18 protein-coding genes and 1 riboswitch are annotated in these 20,517 nt (G+C 47.7%); all 18 genes read left to right on the top strand.

What is annotated here, in order from left to right:
- Positions 1-44: 44 nt before the first annotated feature.
- A complete protein-coding gene (locus tag BUA14_RS16605; RefSeq protein WP_072773636.1) occupies positions 45-797 on the top strand; it encodes an exodeoxyribonuclease III in 753 nt (250 codons plus the stop codon).
- A gap of 253 nt (positions 798-1,050) precedes the next feature.
- Positions 1,051-1,716, top strand: coding sequence for an amino acid ABC transporter permease (locus tag BUA14_RS16600; protein ID WP_072773735.1), 666 nt, complete (start codon positions 1,051-1,053; stop codon positions 1,714-1,716).
- Entirely contained in the window at positions 1,697-2,374 is a 678-nt protein-coding gene (locus BUA14_RS16595) for an amino acid ABC transporter permease (RefSeq protein WP_072773635.1), read from the top strand. Before BUA14_RS16600 ends, BUA14_RS16595 begins: the two co-directional genes overlap by 20 nt.
- A 10-nt stretch (positions 2,375-2,384) precedes the next feature.
- Entirely contained in the window at positions 2,385-3,134 is a 750-nt protein-coding gene (locus tag BUA14_RS16590; RefSeq protein WP_072773634.1) for an amino acid ABC transporter ATP-binding protein, read from the top strand.
- A 37-nt stretch (positions 3,135-3,171) separates the two neighbouring features.
- Positions 3,172-4,065: a cysteine ABC transporter substrate-binding protein gene (locus tag BUA14_RS16585; RefSeq protein WP_072773734.1), complete on the top strand. Its 894-nt coding sequence runs from the start codon at positions 3,172-3,174 to the stop codon at positions 4,063-4,065.
- Positions 4,066-4,423: 358 nt separating this feature from the next.
- A riboswitch (SAM riboswitch) is annotated at positions 4,424-4,530 on the top strand.
- Positions 4,531-4,628: 98 nt separating this feature from the next.
- Positions 4,629-5,552: a homoserine O-acetyltransferase MetA gene (metA, locus tag BUA14_RS16580; protein ID WP_072773633.1), complete on the top strand. Its 924-nt coding sequence runs from the start codon at positions 4,629-4,631 to the stop codon at positions 5,550-5,552.
- A gap of 74 nt (positions 5,553-5,626) precedes the next feature.
- Positions 5,627-6,229 (top strand): HDIG domain-containing metalloprotein, encoded by a 603-nt coding sequence (locus BUA14_RS16575; protein ID WP_072773632.1) that lies wholly within the window; start codon positions 5,627-5,629, stop codon positions 6,227-6,229.
- Between the two features lie 496 nt (positions 6,230-6,725).
- Positions 6,726-7,811 carry a 3-phosphoserine/phosphohydroxythreonine transaminase gene (serC, locus tag BUA14_RS16570; RefSeq protein WP_072773631.1) on the top strand — a complete coding sequence of 362 codons (1,086 nt, stop codon included), beginning with the start codon at positions 6,726-6,728 and terminating at the stop codon, positions 7,809-7,811.
- Positions 7,812-7,860: 49 nt separating this feature from the next.
- The gene (locus tag BUA14_RS16565; RefSeq protein ID WP_072773630.1) at positions 7,861-9,024 is read left to right on the top strand and encodes a phosphoglycerate dehydrogenase; all 1,164 of its coding nucleotides are present in this window, start codon (positions 7,861-7,863) and stop codon (positions 9,022-9,024) included.
- 126 nt (positions 9,025-9,150) lie between these two features.
- Complete coding sequence (locus tag BUA14_RS16560; protein WP_072773629.1) at positions 9,151-10,386, top strand: DUF1015 domain-containing protein; 1,236 nt, start codon at positions 9,151-9,153, stop codon at positions 10,384-10,386.
- Between the two features lie 198 nt (positions 10,387-10,584).
- Entirely contained in the window at positions 10,585-11,241 is a 657-nt protein-coding gene (locus BUA14_RS16555; RefSeq protein ID WP_072773628.1) for a DUF1847 domain-containing protein, read from the top strand.
- A 225-nt stretch (positions 11,242-11,466) separates the two neighbouring features.
- Positions 11,467-12,690 carry a PucR family transcriptional regulator gene (locus BUA14_RS16550; RefSeq protein WP_072773627.1) on the top strand — a complete coding sequence of 408 codons (1,224 nt, stop codon included), beginning with the start codon at positions 11,467-11,469 and terminating at the stop codon, positions 12,688-12,690.
- 2 nt (positions 12,691-12,692) lie between these two features.
- Positions 12,693-14,729: a molybdopterin-containing oxidoreductase family protein gene (locus BUA14_RS16545; RefSeq protein WP_072773626.1), complete on the top strand. Its 2,037-nt coding sequence runs from the start codon at positions 12,693-12,695 to the stop codon at positions 14,727-14,729.
- A complete protein-coding gene (locus BUA14_RS16540) occupies positions 14,726-15,274 on the top strand; it encodes a 4Fe-4S dicluster domain-containing protein (protein WP_072773625.1) in 549 nt (182 codons plus the stop codon). Before BUA14_RS16545 ends, BUA14_RS16540 begins: the two co-directional genes overlap by 4 nt.
- Before the next feature lie 262 nt (positions 15,275-15,536).
- Complete coding sequence (locus tag BUA14_RS16535; RefSeq protein ID WP_072773624.1) at positions 15,537-16,238, top strand: TorD/DmsD family molecular chaperone; 702 nt, start codon at positions 15,537-15,539, stop codon at positions 16,236-16,238.
- 16 nt (positions 16,239-16,254) lie between these two features.
- Positions 16,255-18,840, top strand: a complete 2,586-nt coding sequence (locus tag BUA14_RS16530) for a molybdopterin-dependent oxidoreductase (RefSeq protein ID WP_072773623.1) — start codon at positions 16,255-16,257, stop codon at positions 18,838-18,840.
- A 16-nt stretch (positions 18,841-18,856) separates the two neighbouring features.
- Complete coding sequence (locus tag BUA14_RS16525) at positions 18,857-19,396, top strand: DMSO/selenate family reductase complex B subunit (protein ID WP_005815824.1); 540 nt, start codon at positions 18,857-18,859, stop codon at positions 19,394-19,396.
- A gap of 21 nt (positions 19,397-19,417) precedes the next feature.
- Positions 19,418-20,287, top strand: a complete 870-nt coding sequence (locus BUA14_RS16520) for a dimethyl sulfoxide reductase anchor subunit family protein (protein WP_072773622.1) — start codon at positions 19,418-19,420, stop codon at positions 20,285-20,287.
- Positions 20,288-20,517 lie beyond the last annotated feature (230 nt).

Below are 20,517 nucleotides of genomic sequence, written 5' to 3'. Positions count from 1 at the left end.
AGGGATTAATGGCACAAAGAACGTCATTAAGAGGAGAGAACGGGATGAAATTAATATCATGGAATGTCAATGGCCTGCGGGCTTGTCTGAATAAGGGCTTTATGGACTTTTTCCAGCAGGAGCAAGCGGATATCTTTTGCCTTCAGGAAACCAAGCTTCAGGAAGAGCAGATCCCTTTCCAGTTGGAGGGGTATCATGCCTATTGGAATTTTGCTCAGAAGAAAGGTTATTCCGGAACCGCAGTCTTTGCCAAAAAAGAACCCCTGAGTGTGTCCTATGGGATCGGCCAAGCAGAGCATGATCAGGAAGGGCGGGTCATTACCCTTGAATTCGACACCTTTTACCTGGTTACGGTCTACACCCCAAACTCGCAAAGGGACTTGGCCCGCTTGGATTATCGCATGATCTGGGAAGCGGAATTCCTCAGTTATCTTAAAAACCTGGAAAACTCCAAACCAGTGATCTTTTGCGGCGATCTCAATGTCGCCCATACGGAGATCGATCTCAAAAATCCTAAAACCAATCGCAAAAATGCCGGCTTCACTGATGAAGAACGGGCAAAATTCAGTGAACTTCTTAAGAACGGCTTTATCGATACCTTCCGCCATTTCAACCCGGATAAAACAGAAGCCTACACCTGGTGGTCCTATATGTTCAATGCCCGGGCCAATAATGCAGGGTGGCGTATCGACTACTTTTGTGTCTCGGAAAGCCTGAAGAATGAGCTCAAAGACGCTATGATCTACGATCAGATCATGGGCTCCGATCATTGCCCGGTGGGCCTGGAAATTTTCTGATTCTCCTATGTTAATAGTTTGTTGACCCACAGATAGTGTGCGGCCCAACTAAAAAAGAAAAAGGAACTGACATCTCGCGAACCTTATTCCGGTTCAAAAGCTGTCGGTTCCTTTTTTGCTTTGGCAAAAATTAAGGATTGACAGAGCGACAGTCAGAATATATAATTCCGATATGTCATACTAAATATATAGGAATTATATAAATGTGTGTGAGCAAAGAAGCTTTGCAGAATGGACTGAAAGAGAGGCCGGCATGAATTTAAATTGGGAATTCATTCTTCAAAACATCCCTTTATATGAAAAAGCGGCCTGGCTTACCTTAAAGCTGGCTTTTGGGGGGACACTGTTCTCCCTGCTCCTTGGCCTGATCTGCAGTGTCATCATGTATTACCGTATACCTCTTTTAAAAACGATCATGGGAGGGTATATAGAGCTCTCCCGGAATACCCCTTTGCTGATCCAGGTCTACTTTCTCTATTTTGGACTGCCGAAGCTGGGGGTGACATTAAGTGAGACAACTTGTGCGATTCTCGGTCTTTCCTTTTTAGGAGGGAGTTATATGGCTGAGGCCTTGCGCGGCGGAATGGAAGCGGTGAGCAAATCCCAGATTGAATCCGGCCTGAGTTTAGGGCTTTCGAGGTGGCAGCTGATCCGCTATGTGGTATTCCCTCAGGCTTTTTCCTTCAGCATCCCAGCCCTTGGTGCCAACTGTATCTTCCTGCTCAAAGAAACCTCCGTCCTCGGAGCCATCGCTATTCTCGATCTTATGAATGTTACCAAAGATTTGATTGGGATGTATTATCAGACCGTTGAATCCCTCTTGATGTTGGTCGTTTCTTACTTAATCATCCTGTTGCCTTTGTCTTTGTTCTTGACTTGGTTGGAGAGGAAGGTGCGCTATGCTGAATTCGGCCCTTGAGATGCTCTTTACCTCACAGAATATAGTGCGTCTGCTGGAGGGGTTGCTGGTTACAATAAGGATTGCCTTCATCGCTATCTTAATCTCTGCCTGCACAGGAATTGCCTTTGGTCTGCTCATGACCATGAAATCCAAGCTGATCAAAGTGCTCTGCCGCCTTTACCTGGAAGCCTTCCGAATTATTCCCGTCCTTGTCTGGTTATTCATCGGCTATTTCGGCATAACCTCAGTCTTTAATATTCATCTGGAAGGTGAGGTCATCGTCATCATTGTCTTTATTCTCTGGGGGACGGCAGAAATGGGTGACATCGTCAGGGGCGCCCTGGAGTCCTTGCCCCGGCATCAGAGCGATTCCGGTAAAGCTCTGGGTTTAAGCTTTGGGCAGCTTTACCGGTATGTTTTAATTCCTCAGGCTGTAAGACGGATGCTGCCTGCCACGATTAACCTGGCCACACGGATGGTCAAGACCACCTCCCTTGCGGTACTTATCGGGGTGGTGGAAATCCTCAAAGTCGGTCAGCAGATTATCGAGAACGCTCGCTTTACCGTTCCCACTGCCTCCTTCTGGATTTATGGACTTATTTTTATGCTGTACTTCATCATGTGCTATCCATTATCCCGTCTGGCCAAGAGACTGGAAGCCAAGTGGAGTAGTTAGGAGTGATTCAATGAGTAGTGAGCAAAGAGAGATTTTATTGGCAATCAAGGATTTGCATAAAGAGTATGGGGGCAAACCCGTTCTTAAGGGGATTGATCTCCAGGTTCGCAGAGGTGAGGTCATTGTGGTTTTAGGGCCCTCCGGATGCGGCAAAAGCACTTTGCTCCGCTGCCTTAATGGTCTTGAACCCATTCAAAAAGGAGATATCCTGCTTTCAGGTCAAAGCCTGATCAGAGGAAAAGTCGATTGGGGGCAGATTCGTCAGCAGATCGGTATGGTTTTTCAAAACTATGATCTTTTTCCCCATATGACGGTGCTTGAGAATATTCTCCTGGGGCCGACAAAGGTACAGAACAGGGAACGCAGCCAAGTCATGGAGCAAGCCAAGGCCCTTTTGGAAAGAGTGGGGTTATTCGATAGAATAGACGCTTGGCCAAGAGAGCTATCCGGAGGCCAGAAGCAGAGAATCGCTATCGTCAGAGCCTTATGTATGAATCCGGAGATCATGCTTTTTGATGAGGTGACAGCATCCCTTGATCCGGAAATGGTCCGGGAGGTTCTTGACGTGATGCTGGGCCTGGCCAAACAGGGAATGACCATGATCATTGTCACTCATGAGATGGGCTTTGCCCAAGCGGTCGCCGACCGGGTCGTCTTCATGGATTCAGGTAATATTTGTGAAATTGCCGGTCCCCAGGAGTTCTTCAATAACCCACGCACCGAGCGGGCGAAGCAATTTCTTAATATATTTCAATATTAGTGCCCCAAAACCAAGAGAAGAAAGGTTGAGAGAAAAGATGAAAAAGATGATCAGATCCCTAGCCCTCGTTCTGGCCGGAGCATTGCTCCTGGGCGGACTTGTGGGGTGCGGCCAGACAGGCGGCGATCAAGCAAATAATGCCAACAACGCAAATAAGTCAAACGGTGCCTCTTCAGCAGGCTCCCTGGAAGAAATCAAGCAGCGGGGAACCCTGAGGATTGGCGTATTCAGCGATAAGCCGCCCTTTGGTTATGTAGATGCCAATGGCCAGAATCAAGGCTTTGATGTGGAAATCGCCAGACGCTTCGCCAAAGACCTTTTAGGGGACGAATCCAAAGTAGAGTTCGTATTGGTGGAGGCTGCCAACAGAGTACCTTATCTCGAATCCAACAAGGTCGACATTATTATGGCTAATTTCACAGTTACAGAAGAAAGAAAGCAAAAAGTGGATTTCGCCAACCCTTATATGAAAGTTGCCCTGGGCATCGTCTCACCTGACGGAGCCTTGATCACCTCTATCGACCAGCTTCAAGGGAAGAAGGTTATTGTCAATAAAGGAACCACAGCTCAGGATTATCTGACCAAAAATCACCCGGATCTGGAACTTCTTAAGTATGATCAAAACACGGAAGCCTTTGAAGCCTTAAAAGATGGCCGGGGAGCCGCCTTAGCTCATGACAATACGGAAGTTCTCGCCTGGGCCAAATCCAATCCGGGCTTCACCGTAGGTGTACCTACTTTAGGCAGCACGGACACCATTGCACCGGCAGTAAAGAAAGGCGACACCGAACTCTTAAACTGGATCAATCAGGAGTTGGCAGAGCTCGCTAAAGAAAATTTCGTAAAGCAAGCCTATGAAAAAACCCTCCTGCCCGTGTACGGGGACGATGTAAAACCTGAGGAGTTAATTGTCGAAGGCGGGAAACTTTAAGCTCAGAGTATAGATATCTAAGGATAATGAGGAATAAGACGGTTCTCATCCTGCTTTTAGCCGGGGAGAGCCGTCTTCTGTTATGAAAAAGACCTGTAAAGGAGTCTCAAAAGCCTCAGATAAATGCTGAAAAGGGACCCACAAGCGTAGCTTTACGCACAAGAGTGAACGGATTTAGCGGAGGGGCGGCCAGGTTAACCAGCCCCGGAGCTATGGAGAGAGCGTTGTGCGTAAAGCTACGCGACTCGGACAATCCCTTTACAATAATTTTGTTATAGAGCAGATTGACTTTAGTGCCAAGATGTAATAATATAGTGCCAATGACGATTTACATCGTCATCAACTAAATACAGCCCATTTCTTATCAAGAGTGGTGGAGGGACTGGCCCGATGAAACCCAGCAACCGGTATTCGGATGAATACAACGGTGCTAATTCCTGCGATGGAAGCATTGATAGATGAGAGAGGAATTTTTAGCGATACCCTCTTTCTTGGAAAGAGGTTTTCTTTATTTTGGGAAGAATGAACAAAAAATTTTCTAAGTGTAGCGAAGGGAGAATACTATGCCGATCAATGTACCCGATGGCCTGCCTGCAGCAGAAATACTCACTAAAGAGGATGTTTTTATTATGGAAGAGAAGCGTGCCGAACATCAGGACATTCGCCCTCTCAGTATTGTCATTCTCAATCTCATGCCTAATAAGATTATAACAGAAACACAGATTCTCAGACTCTTAGGGAATTCCCCCTTGCAGGTGGATATTACCCTTCTTTACCCGGAAACCCATTGTTCCAAGAATACCCCGGAAGAATACCTCATTAAGTATTATCAGACCTTTGACAGCATCAAAGATCAGAAATTTGACGGCATGATCATTACCGGTGCCCCTATCGAGCAGATGCCCTTTGAAGAGGTTGATTTTTGGCCGGAGCTGCAAAAGATTATGGACTGGAGCAAAGCCAATGTCTTTTCCACCCTGTTCATTTGCTGGGGAGCCCAGGCCGGGCTTTATCACTTCTTTGGTGTTCCCAAGTATCCCTTGCCGGCTAAAATGTTCGGCGTATTTCCTCATACCTTAAACCGCAGGGATATCCGTTTGCTCAGAGGTTTTGATGATATCTTTTATGTTCCTCACTCCCGGCATACAGAAGTCAGAAAAGAAGATATCGTCAAGGTGCCGGAGCTGGAGATTTTTTCGGAATCTGAGGAGTCTGGAGTCTATCTCGTCGGGACCAAGGGTGGCCGGCAGATTTTTGTCACAGGTCATTCCGAATACGATCCCTACACTCTGAAAGCAGAATATGATCGAGATATATCCTACGAACTCCCCATCAACATTCCTCAGAACTACTATCCTGGGGATGATCCCAGGCAGATGCCTGTCGTCAGGTGGAGGGGGCATTCCAATTTACTTTTTGCCAATTGGCTGAATTACTATGTCTATCAGGAAACTCCCTATAACCTTGAAGAACTGGGCAATAGATAAAGTGCTGTGTCCAATCAAAAATACAACTGAAGTATTGCTAAATACAAATACCACGATAGAAAGAAGGATGTCGGATGCCGGATTATACAAAGGATAGGGAGGCTGCTTGGCAGCTTCTCAATGAGTATGTAAAAAGCGAGACCTTATTGCGTCACTCCCTGACAGTGGAAGCGGTGATGCGCCATTTTGCTTCCCTTTATCAGGAAGACCCTGACCTTTGGGGGAATATCGGCTTATTGCATGATATTGATTTTGAGCTGTACCCTGATCAACACTGCCGCAAAACCCGGGAGATCCTCACCCCCCAAGGATTGCCGGCAGAATTCATCCGGGCTATTGAAAGCCATGGCTACGGTCTGGTCCATGATGTGGAGCCCCGGGAGAACGTGGAAAAAGTCCTATTCACCATTGACGAATTGACAGGTTTGGTCTCAGCCACGGCTTTGCTTCGTCCCAGCAAGAGCCTTCATGACCTGACTGCCAAATCCGTTAAAAAGAAATGGAAGCAAAAAAGCTTTGCCGAGAATGTCAACCGGGAAGTGATCGAAGCCGGAGCCGATCGTCTGGGCAAGGATTTGAACGAGATCATCGAAGAGACCATCAAAGGAATGCGCACCGTCGCCCTTGCTATCGGCTTGGAAGGCAATGTGGAAACAGGTGTCGAAGCAGGAAAATAATTATTTTGCTGATACCTCTTGACAAAAAGCTGTGTAATAGATTAGAATCATAACAACGTCAATCTATAGTCCAACACGATGAAAGGACGTCCGGCGCCGAATATGTGTAGAGAGCTGACGGTTGGTGCAAGTCAGTCATAGAAGCGAAGTGGATTCCATCCTGGAGTGGCCAATGAAGAATTGTGACGGGTTCCGCCCGATATCGCGGACATAAGTTGGCCGATTACGGCAACATGGGTGGCAACGCGGGAATAACCTCTCGTCCCTGATTGGGATGAGAGGTTTTATTTATTTTCTGTGCTGCACTGTCCTAGTTCTCCTTAAGGATACTAAGGAGGATAGGGGCAGGATTTACCGCCCGTAAACCGTAAAGGCTGAAACTTGGGTGGCACCGCGGAAAACCCGCCCCAATGACTGGGGTGGGTTTTGTCTATTCTGGATAACCCAATATCTGTCAACATTCATAAAACATTATAAATAAGGGGGAAATTTCAAGATGAAAAGAGTGTACAATTTTTCAGCAGGACCGGCTGTATTGCCTGAGGAAGTCTTAAGAGAAGCCGCAGAGGAGATGCTGGATTATCAGGGAACGGGCATGTCCGTCATGGAAATGAGCCACCGCACCAAGACCATTGAAGGAATGATGAACGAAGCCGCTCAGGACTTAAGGGACTTGCTAAAGATTCCTGATAACTACAAGGTGCTCTTCCTCCAGGGAGGGGCCTCCCAGCAATTTGCCATGGTTCCCATGAACCTGATGAAGAACCGGGTGGCGGATCATCTGAACACCGGGCAATGGGCCAAGAAAGCTATTTCCGAGGGAAAGCTGTACGGCAAAATCAATGTCGTCGCCTCATCAGAGGACCAGAACTACTCCTATATTCCGGACCTTAAGGATTTAAAATTCTCCGAGGATGCAGACTATGTCTACATCTGCCACAATAATACCATCTTCGGCACCAAGTTTAATGAGCTTCCCGAGGTGGGAGATAAACCTTTAATCGCCGATATGTCTTCCGATTTCCTATCCGAACCCATCGATGTCACCCAATATGGACTTATTTTTGCCGGAGCCCAGAAGAATGTAGGGCCCGCCGGAGTCGTGATTGTCATTATCCGGGAGGATCTGATCACAGAGGATGTTTTGCCGGGAACCCCCACTATGCTCAAATATAAAGTCCATCTGGATAACAATTCCGCCTATAATACACCGCCGGTTTATGGAATATACATCTGTGGTAAAGTGTTCAAATGGCTCAAAAAGCTGGGCGGACTGGAGGCTATGCAAAAGATCAACGAGGAAAAAGCCGCCATTCTTTATGATTATCTGGACGCCAGTGCCATGTTTAAAGGAACCGTGGTGAAAAAAGACCGCTCCTTAATGAATGTTCCCTTTGTGACAGGCTCTGAGGAACTGGATGCCAAGTTCATCAAAGAAGCCAAGGCCGCCGGTTTTGAGAACCTTAAAGGATATCGCACAGTAGGCGGGATGAGGGCCAGTATTTACAATGCCATGCCTATTCAGGGGGTCAAGGATTTAGTGGAATTCATGAGAAAGTTTGAAGCAGAAAACAAAAAATAAGCCTGAAATAAAAAAATAAAAAAGATAAACTGAAGAGGAGTGTTTTACAATGTTCAAAATCAATTGCCTGAATAATATTTCTCAAGCGGGTTTAAAACTGTTCACGGAGCACTATGTTGATGTGGACCGCTATGAAGATGCCAACGGCATCCTCGTCCGCAGTACCTCTATGCATGATCTGGAACTGACCCCTAATATTGAAGCCATTGCCCGGGCCGGGGCCGGAGTCAATAATATCCCCCTTGATAAATGCGCAGAAAAAGGCATCGTTGTCTTCAACACCCCCGGCGCCAATGCCAATGGAGTGAAAGAGATGGTGATCGCCACCATGATTATGGCCGCCCGGAATCTGGTGGGAGGAGTGAATTGGGTGAACTCCTGTCAGACGGATCCTGAAGTAGCCAAACTGGTGGAAAAGAATAAAGCCAAGTTTGCCGGAACAGAGATCAAAGGCAAGAAATTGGGGGTCATTGGTTTAGGTGCTATCGGTATCTTAGTGGCCAATGCCGCCAATAAACTGGAAATGGATGTCTGCGGCTATGACCCTTATATCTCTGTTGAACACGCCTGGAGGCTCTCCAAATATATCAAACCGATTAAGAATACGGAAGAAATCTATCGGGAATGCGACTTTATTACCATCCATGTCCCCTTAACCGATTCCAACCGCGGCATGCTCAATAAACAAGCCTTTGAGCAAATGAAGGACGGCGTGATCATCTTGAATTTCTCCCGGGATACTCTGGTGGATGAAGAGGCCCTGATTGAAGCTCTGAAGACTGGAAAAGTTGCCAAATATGTGACAGACTTCCCCAATCCTAAGGTCTGCGGAGTGGAAGGTGTCATCGCCATTCCCCATCTGGGAGCATCCACGGCGGAATCCGAAGAAAATTGTGCAGTCATGGCTGTAGAGCAAATCATGAATTACCTTGAGCATGGCAACATCAAGAATTCCGTGAATTTCCCCAATTGCGATATGGGAGTATGCAACCAAGCCGGACGGATCGCCATCAATCATAAAAATATTCCCAATATGCTGGGCCAATTCACCTCTACCTTAGCTAAAGAGAATGTCAATATTTCGGACTTAATGAACAAAAGCAAAGGCTCCTATGCCTACACCCTCATCGATATCGAAACCCCCGCTGCCCCGGAAATGATCACCAAACTCAAAGAAATCGACGGCGTTCTGAAAGTCCGTGTTATCAAATAGTGGGACAAAGGGACAGGTTTCTTGTCCCAACAGTGAATCAGGGCGTGATTCACTCCCAAAGTCTTGATCTACTCAAACAAAGTGGGACAGCAGACCTGTCCCCTTGTCCCAAAAGGAGGAAATGTTTTGGCAAGGATTAGGCCCTTTCAAGCCATAAGACCCAGGGAAGATGTAGCGAGCAAAGTTGCCGCCCTCCCTTACGATGTCTACAACCGGGAAGAAGCTCTTGAAGAAATCAAAAAGGAGCCCCACTCTTTTTTGAAGGTGGATCGTCCGGAGACTCACTTTCCGAAGGATTTCGATCCTTACCATCCTCAGGTCTATGCCAAAGCTGCCGAGGTTCTGCAGGGGATGATTCAAGAAGGGATCTTCATCCGGGAAACCAAACCCTGCTATTATATCTATGAGCTTACCATGCAGGGAAGAGCTCAAACCGGTTTGGTAGGCTGTGCCGCCATTGATGATTATCTCCAGGATGTGATTAAAAAGCACGAATTGACCAGGGAAGACAAAGAACTGGATCGCATCAACCATGTGGATGTCTGCAATGTCCAGACAGGCCCCATCTTTTTAGCTTACCGTGCCCAGGCCGGGATCAATGAAGTGATGGAGAGAGTCAAACAGGGTGCGCCTCTCTATGACTTTATAGCCCCAGATGGCGTAAGACACGCGGCTTGGGTGATCGCAGAGGAGCGGGATATAGAGAAGATTACCGCAGGGTTTGCGGAAATCCAAAGCATCTATATCGCCGATGGCCATCATCGCACCGCCTCCGCCGTCAAGGTGGGGTTGAAACGCAGAGAAGAACATCCCAACTATACGGGCCAGGAAGAGTTTAACTTCTTCCTCTCCGTGCTCTTTCCTCACGATCAGCTGATGATTCTGGACTATAACCGGGTGGTCAAAGATCTGAATGGCTTAAGCAAGGCGGAGTTCATGGAAGAGGTTAAAAAGTCCTTTGAACTGGAGGAAATCGGGAATACTCCCTATCAGCCTGAGGAGAAAGCCACCTTTGGCATGGTGCTGGAGGGAACCTGGTATAAGCTGAAAGCCCGGGAGGAGATCCGTTCAACGGATCCTGTCGAGGGACTGGATGTGTCTTTGCTCCAGAATCACCTCTTAACCCCGATTCTGCAGATTAAGGATATCCGCACGGATAAACGCATTGATTTTGTGGGCGGAATCCGCGGCTTGCAGGAACTGGAAAGAAGAACCGGCAGTGATATGAAATGCGGCTTTTCCCTATATCCCACCTCCATTCAAGAGCTTTTTGCCGTATCGGATGCCGGACGGCTGATGCCTCCCAAATCCACCTGGTTTGAGCCCAAGCTGCGCAGCGGCTTATTTATCCACGAACTGTAAGGCAGAGGAACGGTTCTTTTGCTTCATTTAAATACGAGACAATAGAAAGCAGGGTGATGAGAGCCCTGCTTTTCTGTGTCTGAAATTTCCTTGAGTTTTAAGCCTTAAGATCTTACAATTAAGCTAGAGATTATCTTCTGGTACTTTGCCTAGGCACATGGAGTAAAATATAAGTAAATGGAGAAGGAGAATGGTTCAATGACTCAAGAGGATAAAAAGTTGAGCTGCACGGATTGTGCACTTTTAAATTGCCATAAGAAAGATAAGATCTTTCCTCAATTCTGTTTAACAACCCATACCCCTGAAGAAACCATCGAGGGGATCAATGAACTGTACCGTAAGGACGACTTGGTGGCCAAACTCTCCAATGCGGCCGCCGAAATCGAAGGGACCTATTATGGCAAACTCACCCGGGTGGAAGAAATCATTGCCTTTGCCAAACGAATCGGGGCGAAAAAGATCGGCATAGCTACCTGTGTGGGGCTGATGAGCGAAGCCAAAATCTTTACCAAGATTCTTAAAGCAAAGGGATTGGAAAGCTACGGTATCATCTGTAAAGTAGGTGCGGTGGACAAAACCCAAGTGGGGGTGCCTGAAGAACTCAAGGTGAATAAGGGATGTCATGAGTCCTTATGCAACCCTGTCCTGCAAGCCACTCTTCTTAATGAAGAAAAAACCGATCTGAATGTGATCGTAGGGCTATGTGTAGGGCATGATTCCCTGTTTATCAAATATTCCGAAGCTCCTGTTACCACACTGATCACCAAAGACAGAGTGTTGGGGCATAATCCGGCGGCAGCTTTATACGCCAGCGGCTTTTACTACAGAAGATTGCTCCAGGAAGGTGACCTTTAATAATATTATCCCTATGAGTGATTTAAACCACATATTAATTGCGAAAAATTGTGTATCCTAAAGGAGAGGCGACAACTATCGAAAAGGTAGTGACCGTCCCTCCTTTTTGCAATGGTGAAGAGGGGAGTTCAGTTTTTTACATTAGTAGATAAAATAGAAACTTTAGAATAATTCTAAAATAGTGTATAATGTTCTTAAAAGAGAGGCTCAGGGAGGAGGAAGGTTATGATGGTCGAAGAATCCTTGCAACTGCAAAACGAACTATTGAATAAGCTGGTTCAGGGTGGTGGTCTTAAAGAGCTTGCCGACAGCGCTGCTCATTTTGTTCACAGAGAAGTTATGATCGCCAACACGTCAAACCGGGTTTTGGAATCCACCTTCAGTGAAGGATTCAGCCAAGGGGAATTCTTCGCTGTCTTGCCTCTCCAGCCTCCTGTTCCTGGACGAGCTCAACTCCAGGCCGGGGGGAAAAAGATGGAGGCTCTGGTTGTTGAGCTTAGTCATGGCACCAAACGCTTGGGCTTTCTGTTTATATGCGATCCGGGAGCCGATGAAGACAACCGGCTTAAAGTGCTGATTCATCAGGCGCGCAATGTCTTTGTTCTGGAACTGCAAAAAAGGGCGGAGCTTTTGGAGAACAGCCGCAACTATCAGGATGCTTTTCTGTTTGATTTGCTCTATGGCAATATTGAAGATAATGAGGATATTATCGCCAGAGGCCAGCTGTGGGGCTGGGATTTAAGTCTGCCCCATGTGGTCACAGCCTTTGAGCTGGAGGATTACGAGTCCTATTCTCAGGATCATTATCTTGTCACCACCCTTCATGACATTATTCAATCCGTAGTTCAATCCCTGGATAAAACGGTGATTCTTATGGAGAAAAACGAAGAAGTCGTCTTAGCCCTGCCTGTTGAAGCCAGAAAGCGCCGTGATTTTAAGGCGTATTTAAATATGATCATCAATCAAGTGCTGGCTCAGGCAGAAGAACGCCTGGCACCCCGGGTGATTCGGGTGGGAGTGGGCAGGAGATATGAGCAGCCTTCAGAACTATTTCGCAGCTATCAGGAGGCAAAGGTAGCCGTTAAGCTTAGTGTCCTCCTTAAAGATAAAGGCCCCATCGTTTATTTTCGGGAACTGGGAGTAGAAAGAATTCTTTACAGCCATGATAAACAGGAATTGCTGGAGTTCTATCGGGAGATTTTAGCCGAGCTGGAAGTTCAGGATAAGCAAAAAAATGAGCTGATCGAAACCCTGGAGAGCTATCTTGTGCATCATTGTGATTTGAAGGCTACGGCCGACGCTCTTTTCCTTCATCCCAACTCCCTTCGCTATCGGCTCAAACGGATCGAGGAGATTTTGGATCTGGATCTGGAGGATTTTGATACCAGGGTATCTCTGGTCATCGCCTTTAAGATCAAACATTTAATCCATTCTAAGGAGAGGATATAAACATGGCTAAGCAAATTTTCCATAATGTCTGCCCTCGTAATTGTTATGGAACTTGCGGGATTCTCTCCACTGTGGAAAACGGGAAGCTCCTTAAGGTTGAGGGGAATCCTAAGCATAGTTATACTCGCGGCCGGCTCTGTGCCAAGGGCTATGCCTACACGGAATATGTCTACAGCCCGCGGCGTCTGAAGTATCCTTTGCGCCAATTCCCCAGAGGTTCAGGGAATTGGCAGCGCCTAAGCTGGGATGAGGCCTTGGAGCTCATAGCCTCAAAAATGATCGAGCTTCACGACCGTTACGGTTCGAATCTGGCCTGCGGCTATAATAAATTCTCCGGCAACCTGGGAATTCTCCATTACGCCACGGAAGGAATGTTCAGGGGCCTGGGATCATACACCAAGGTCCATGGTGATTTATGCTTGTCGGCCGGAGGGGATGCACTGAACTATAATCGGGGCCAGGGGGAGCTGCTGCGGGATCCCGAGGATATGGCCAAAGCCAGGGGCATTGTGCTGTGGGGAGTTAATCCTGCCCGTACTGCTGTCCATCAGTGGAATTTTATCAATCGGGCCAGAGATAAAGGGGCTAAGCTGTTGGTCGTCGACACCTTGTTTACCCCCACGGCTGCTCAAGGAGACAGTTACCTGCAGATTCGGCCGGGTACCGACGGGCTGCTGGCTATGGCCGCTCTCAAATATTTATGGCAAATGGATCGCCTGGATATGGATTATATTCAAGAGCATGTTCATGGCTGGGATGTTTTTGCAAGCTATCTGCAGGAGGAGGTTTCTCTTGAAGAAGCCAGTGCCATCACCGGAGTGCCTCTTGAGGGAATCAGAGAGTTGGCTGAAATATATCTGGAATCGCCCTGCGCTACCTGGGTAGGATTTGGTCTGCAGCGTTATTCCAATGGGGGCCAGAGCGTACGGGGCATCGATGCCTTGGTTACTTTAACCAAGAATCAGAACCAACAAGGCGGGGGATTATACTATTTTAATTTCCTCGATATCTTTCCCCTTCATATTAAAAACTTTCCCCGTCCCACCGAGCAGGAAAAGGCCTCTGTACGAAGCCTCAATATTATCCATTTTGCTCAAGAGGCTCTGGCTTTGGAAAATCCTCCCCTCAAGCTCCTCTGGCTGGCAGGCCATAATCCTTTCAGCCAGGGCCAGAATTTTCAATATTGGCAAAAGCTCGTCAACCAATTGGAGCTCATGGTGGTGGTGGATTTGTTCATGAATGAAACCACGGCCCAGGCCGACATCGTTTTGCCCGCGGCCAGCCCTTTTGAAGAGTATGATCTGCATGCCGGCTACTGGCACCAATGGATCTCCATCAATCAAAAGGCTATCCCGCCTTTTTACGAAGCGCGCAGTGACCTGGAGATCGCCCGCAGCCTGACCCAAGTTCTGAACAAGCTCCGGCCCGGTTTTTCCAGCTTTCCCTGGCAATTAAGCGCTTTGGACTGGATTGAAGGAGAGCTGACCCCGGAGATCAGGGAACGATTGGAGATCGACACTTGGCAGGAGCTCCTTGAGGGCCCCCGCAAATATAGACTGAACGGGGTGGCCAGGGATGGCCAAAGCTATCCTACGGAGACCGGAAAATTCCAGCTGATGTCCAAAGACGCCAAAGAGAACCAGTTGCCCGCCTTGGTGCGTTTTCAGGAACAAAGGATTGAACCGCCTTATCCTTTGCGTTTGCTCACCCCCCAGAGCTTGTTGAGGCTTCACTCCCAATATCGGGAGTTAAGCTGGCTGAACCTTGAGGAAAAGACGGACACCGTGGAGATCAACCCTCTGGACGCAGAGCAGCGGGGACTCAAAGCCAAAGATCATGTCATAGTATTTAATGATCGGGGCTCCTGTTCTCGAAGAGTGGAAATTAGTGCTTACCTCCCACAGGGAGTTGTAGTCATGACTCAGGGGGAAACCACCAACCAATTGCTGACCGGGCAAAATACGGATATGGGGATTCATACGACGGGAGCCCGTGGGGCAGCCCTCTATGATTCCTGGGTAGAGGTGAAAAAGAAATGACCAAGCTCAGCACCAAAGGGTTTCTTTTCAATGTGGATCGCTGCATTGGCTGCCATTCCTGTGTCCTCGCCTGCAAAAATGAAAACAAGACAGCGGCTGGAGTATCCTGGCGCCGGGTCACCAACACTGGTGAAGGGCACTACCTCTCCATTTCCTGCAATCACTGCTCAAGTCCGGAATGTTTTCGGGTCTGTCCGGAGCATGCCTATATTAAAAGAAGGGATGGCATCGTGCTTATCGATTCCAATCGCTGTGCAGGCTGCCAAACCTGTGTAGGAGCCTGCCCTTATGGGGCGCCCCAGTTCGACCCCGTCGCCGACAGAACCAGCAAATGCGATTACTGCATTGACCGGCAAAAGGCCGGCCTGCTTCCGGCCTGCGTCACCGCTTGCCCGACCGGAGCCCTGCAAGTCCATGAGTTTGATAAATATAATGAGAAGGATACGGTGCCGACGGTGGAAGGATTTCCGGATATCCGGCTCACCAAACCTTCTATACGCTTTTATCCTCCTAAAGAAAAAAAACGGTATTGGCTTAAAAATTAAACGGTATTGGCTTAAAAAATTAAATGATATTGGCTTAACAATTAATATAGTAGGAAAGCCATGGAATCTTCAAGGCTGTAGTCAAGGAAAGGATAAATTTCTTCTGACTACAGCTTTTCTGTAGTTCTATTGAATAAGGAGTAATTTATATTTTATATTAATTCTAAATATTCAAAGAAACTACAAAAAAATATGTCGTAATTTTTGTAACTTCGTACAAATCCTTTTCTGGGATAATGAGATTACAAAGGGGGGTGAAAAAATGAACAAAAACAATATTTCACAGATTGAACCCTTACTTGAAACCCGAGCCTTTATTTATGATGTATTACGAAGAGCTTTTCTGCAGGAACCTACTCTTGAATTTCTCACCTTTTTAAATGATGGAAGTTTACTTGAGAATTTTCCTTTTCAGGAGGAGCAGCAAGATATCAGAGAAGGCGTAGAGCAAATTCTTGCCTTGATCCATGAGAAGGATTTAACAAAAGCGGAGGTTTTTGATTCCCTGCATTGGGATTATACCCGTATGTTCATCGGCCCTGACCGGCTCCCTGCTCCACTTTGGGAATCAGCCTATCTGAGCAAAGAAAGGCTTCTTTTCCAAGAACAGACTCTCAAAGTTCGGCAGGCCTATCTCAAGTATCAATTCCTGCCCAGAAATTTTATGCAGGAAGCCGATGATCATCTTGGGCTGGAGCTGGACTTTATGTATCAGCTCACTGTGCAGGCCCGGCAAGCCATGAATGAAGGGAATATAGAGAAACTGCAGCAGATCTTTACCGATCAAAAAGATTTTTTAGAAAACCATTTACTGCAGTGGGTTCCTGAATTGGCCCTTAAGATCAGGGAAAATGCTCAATCCAGTTTTTATCCTGGCATCGCTAAGATTCTTAAAGGATTCCTGACTTTGGATCTAGAGGCTCTTGAAGAGCTTATGGATAGTACTCAGTGTTGTGTGAAATAATTTGGAGGTGAATAAGGTGGCTAATCTCATTGATAAAGCAAAGAATTATACAATGAACAGAAGACGTTTTCTGGGATGGACAGCAACCGTGACAGCCGGAGCGGCAGCAGCGGTGACCCTTCCCGGGTGCGGATTGACTGCTGTAGATTCCACCACAGCTTCAGCGGATCTGGCTGGAAAAGAAGGGGAATGGATACCGGTAGCCTGCTGGCATAACTGTGGAGGCCGTTGCTCCAACAAAGCCTATGTGGTGGAGGGTGTGGTGGTTCGTCAAAAAACCGATGACACTCACCAGGATACTCCCGACTATCCTCAACAAAGAGGTTGTAACCGGGGACGTTCCCAAAGAATGCAGGTATTCGGCGTGGATCGCCTTAAGTACCCCATGAAGCGGAAGAATTGGGAACCAGGCGGCGGCAAAAAAGAACTCCGCGGCCGGGATGAATGGGTCCGTATTTCCTGGGATGAAGCTTATGAACTCGTCGCCAGTGAAATCAACCGCATTAAAGATCAGTACGGCAACCGCAGTATCTTTGCTTCCAATGCCGGTGATTTCGGCCGACTCCTTTCCTTAGCCGGAGGATATATCGGTTCCTGGGGAACCAGCTCCTGGGGATCCTGGCGCTGGGGTCCTGAAAAATTCGGTATGGCCGAAGGATTTTTTGAGCAAAGTATCAACGACCGGATGGATCTGCGCAATTCTGAGCTGATCGTCATCGTCGGCGGCAACTCTTCCTGGAGTGCCGGTGGCAATCCCACCTATCACTATCTCCAGGCTAAAAAAGCCGGAGCAGAATTTGTTTTCATCGATCCTATCTACTCCGATACCGTGGAATTGCTGGATGCTGAGTGGCTTCCTGTTATGCCCAGTACAGACCATGCCCTGTTTTTAGGAATGGCCTATACCCTGCTGAAAGAGGATAACCCCACCACCAATCCATTGGTTGACTGGGATTTCTTAAACAAGTACACTGTCGGTTTTGACAGCGATCATATGCCGGAGGGTGCGGATCCTAAAGAGAACTTTAAGGATTATGTCCTCGGCACCTATGACAACACACCGAAAACCCCGGAATGGGCAGCAGAACTTTGCGGAGTATCTGCTGACAGAATCCGCGACTTAGCCTTAAAGATTGCTAAAAAAGATCGCGTAGCCCTCTTCACAGCTTGGGGACCGGCTCGTACCCATAATTCCGACTCCTGGCCGCAAATGTTCATGACCTTCGGCGCTATGACCGGCAACATGGGCAGATCCGGCGCTATGACCGGAGTAAGCTGCCACTATGCCACAGCCAATGGCGGCCCCAGTCTTATTCCACCCGGAGCTAATGGACTCCCTGCTGTGGCTAACCCCATTAAAGAAACCATCAACGATAATGAAATGTGGCTGGCTATCCTTGACGGACACTATGTGGCCGGAAAAGGCGATGTCCGGGATGTCAATATCCAAATGATCTACCATGGCCCGGAAGCCCACCTCCAAACCCGTTCTGGTCAAACCAAGGGAATTGAAGCTCACCGTCATGTGGAGTTTGTTCTTTCCACCAGCCATTTCTTAACCACCAACAGTAAGTTTGCCGATATCGTGCTTCCAGTGACTACGGAATGGGAAAAAGCCGGCGGTTTCGGCAGCTTCATCAACCGGGAGGCTCTCGTTTTCTGGCGTCAAGTTAGCGAACCCCTTTATGAAGCGAAAAGCGATATTCGCATTGCTTATGAATTAGCTGAGAAAATGGGCCTGGATGCCAAAAAGGTTCTGCCCATCGACGAAAAACAAATGTTCTACAACCAAATCGCCGGAGCTAAGGTAGTTGGTGCCGATGGTAAAACCATGGAGACTTTGGTGACCTTGACTGAAGCCGATATCAAAGAAATTGGCGCTGCCGGAACTCCCCAACAGGGCCGCATCTCCTATCAGGAGCTGAAGACGAAAGGGGTTTACCAGATCGAGCGCAAGCCCGGAGATAATTTTGGTTTCATCGCTTATGAAGACTTTGTCAAAGACCCTGTGGCCAATCCGCTTAAAACGGCCAGCGGTAAACTGGAAATTCATTGTCAGGCTTTGGTTGATTTCGTCAACGGCAAAGGGTTCACTGAAATCCGCCCCATTCCCACCTACAATCCCGCAGTGGAAGGCTATCAAGCAACCTATAAAGACTTCAAGAATAAAGTCAAAGGGGATTATCCTCTACAGGTGATCAATCCTCACTACCTGAGACGTTCCCACAGTATCTTCGATAATGTATCCTGGCTGAGAGAAGCATGGCCCAACCCTGTCTTCTTGGCTGCTAAGGATGCGGTCGAACGGGGCATCAAAGAAGGGGACACCGTCCTTATCTTCAGCAGTCATGGTAAAACCTTACGTCCTGCCCATATCGTCGAATGGATTGCCCCGGGAGTCGTCGGTCTGCCCCATGGAACATGGGTAGAAATCGATGAAAAGACTCAAGTGGATAAAGCGGGATCGGATAATATCCTTACCGGACCTATTCCCACCGGACAAGGAATCGGTGCTTGGAACTCCACCATTTGCCAAGTTGAAAAATGGAACGGAGAACCTTTGGAAGAAGACGTAAAATGGCCCCATCGGATCGTTTTATAGAAAGGAGTGAGTGATCTTGGCACAAAAAGGATTTTACTACGACCAAACTACTTGTATCGGCTGCAAAGCTTGCCAAGTAGCCTGTAAAGATAAAAACGACTCAGCCGTCGGCGTCCGTTATCGCCGGGTCTATGATGTCGAGACCGGAAAATTCCCTAATCCTCGTCGTCTCCATTTCTCCATCAGCTGCAACCATTGTGAGGAACCCAAGTGTGTAGCGAACTGCCCCACAGGTGCCTTGGAAAAGCGCAAAGAGGATGGCATTGTCATTCATCACTACGATAAATGTATCGGCTGCCGACTTTGCACCTGGTCCTGTCCTTACGGCGCTCCCCAATACCGGGAGGAAGAAGGAAAGGTCGGTAAATGCGATATGTGTGCTGACCTGTTGGCTAAAGGAGAAAACCCCGCTTGTGTGGATGCTTGTGTTATGAGATGTCTTGACTATGGAGATATTGATGAACTCCGCCAAAAACACGGCCAAAATGCCGATGCTCCCGCATTGCCGAGCTCCAAGACGACCAAACCCAACATCGTGATTAACGTAAAGTCTTAGGAATTGAATGGAGGTAATGCTATGATATTCGCAGAAGAATGGCCATTGATGACCTTTACTTTATTAAGTCAGTTGGCTATCGGTATGTTCATCGTGCTGATGCTGGTCAAGGCCGGTGTAGGCAACCAAGATTCCCAGGCCTCCAAAGCAATTCGCAGCGGATTTACCGCTGTAGGTCCTCTTACAGCGTTGGCTTTAGTTTTTTCATTGTTCCATCTCGGCGATCCTTTGGGGGCGCCCCGCTCAATTCTTAATCTGGGGTCTTCTTGGTTAAGCCGGGAAATCCTGACCGCCGGTGGATTCTTTGCCCTTTGGCTGGTTTTCTGGTGGTTATCCCGCAAGGGCAAAGAAAGCAACGCCTTGGGGTGGGTTACGGTTCTGATGGGGTTAGCAGCAGTGTTCAGCATGGCCAGCATTTACAGTTCTTCCATCCGGCCTGCCTGGGATAATGTGAACACCTATATCGCCTTCTATGGTGCAACCTTAGCCATGGGCGTCTTAGGTGCAGCCGCTGCCACTGCCTTTGGACTTAAAGGACAAACCTCGGCAGGACTTATTAAAACCTTAAGAAATATGGCATACCTGGGAGCGGCTTCCGTGCTCCTGCCCCTGGCTTATCTTCCGGTCTTCATCTCCGGCTTAAATGGCGGTGGAACTGCGGCAGAAGCTTCTGCCCAAATTCTGACCGACAGCCTGGGTGTATTGGCCGGCAGAGGAGTTCTCTCCATAGCGGGCGTGCTCCTGCTGGTAGCGGCTCTTAACAAAGGAGTAAAAGGAAAAACCCTTTCTACAGGCGCCGTTTACCTCGCGTTGGCTATGGTTATCGCAGGTGAATTCATTGGGCGATATCTCTTCTATGCTATGGGAGTTACGCCGATGATCGGAACCTAAGCCTCACTGGACGAGATATCTTTCCATGATAAGTTTCTTTTAAGATAAGATGGGGTTATGAGTCGTAAGACTTATAATCCCATCTTTTTGCGGTTTTTAGCCGATGATCAGGCATCCTTTCAGACCTCAGAGGTATGCTTCTGTCGGATTCAGAAGAGATTCTAAATTTCGGACAGGCAGAAAGAAAAGAAATACTAAAGACTATTGACATTTAGAATAATTATAATATA

The organism is Desulfitobacterium chlororespirans DSM 11544 (genome assembly GCF_900143285.1).
Lineage (GTDB): Bacteria > Bacillota > Desulfitobacteriia > Desulfitobacteriales > Desulfitobacteriaceae > Desulfitobacterium > Desulfitobacterium chlororespirans.
This window is presented reverse-complemented; position numbering and strand designations above follow the sequence as displayed.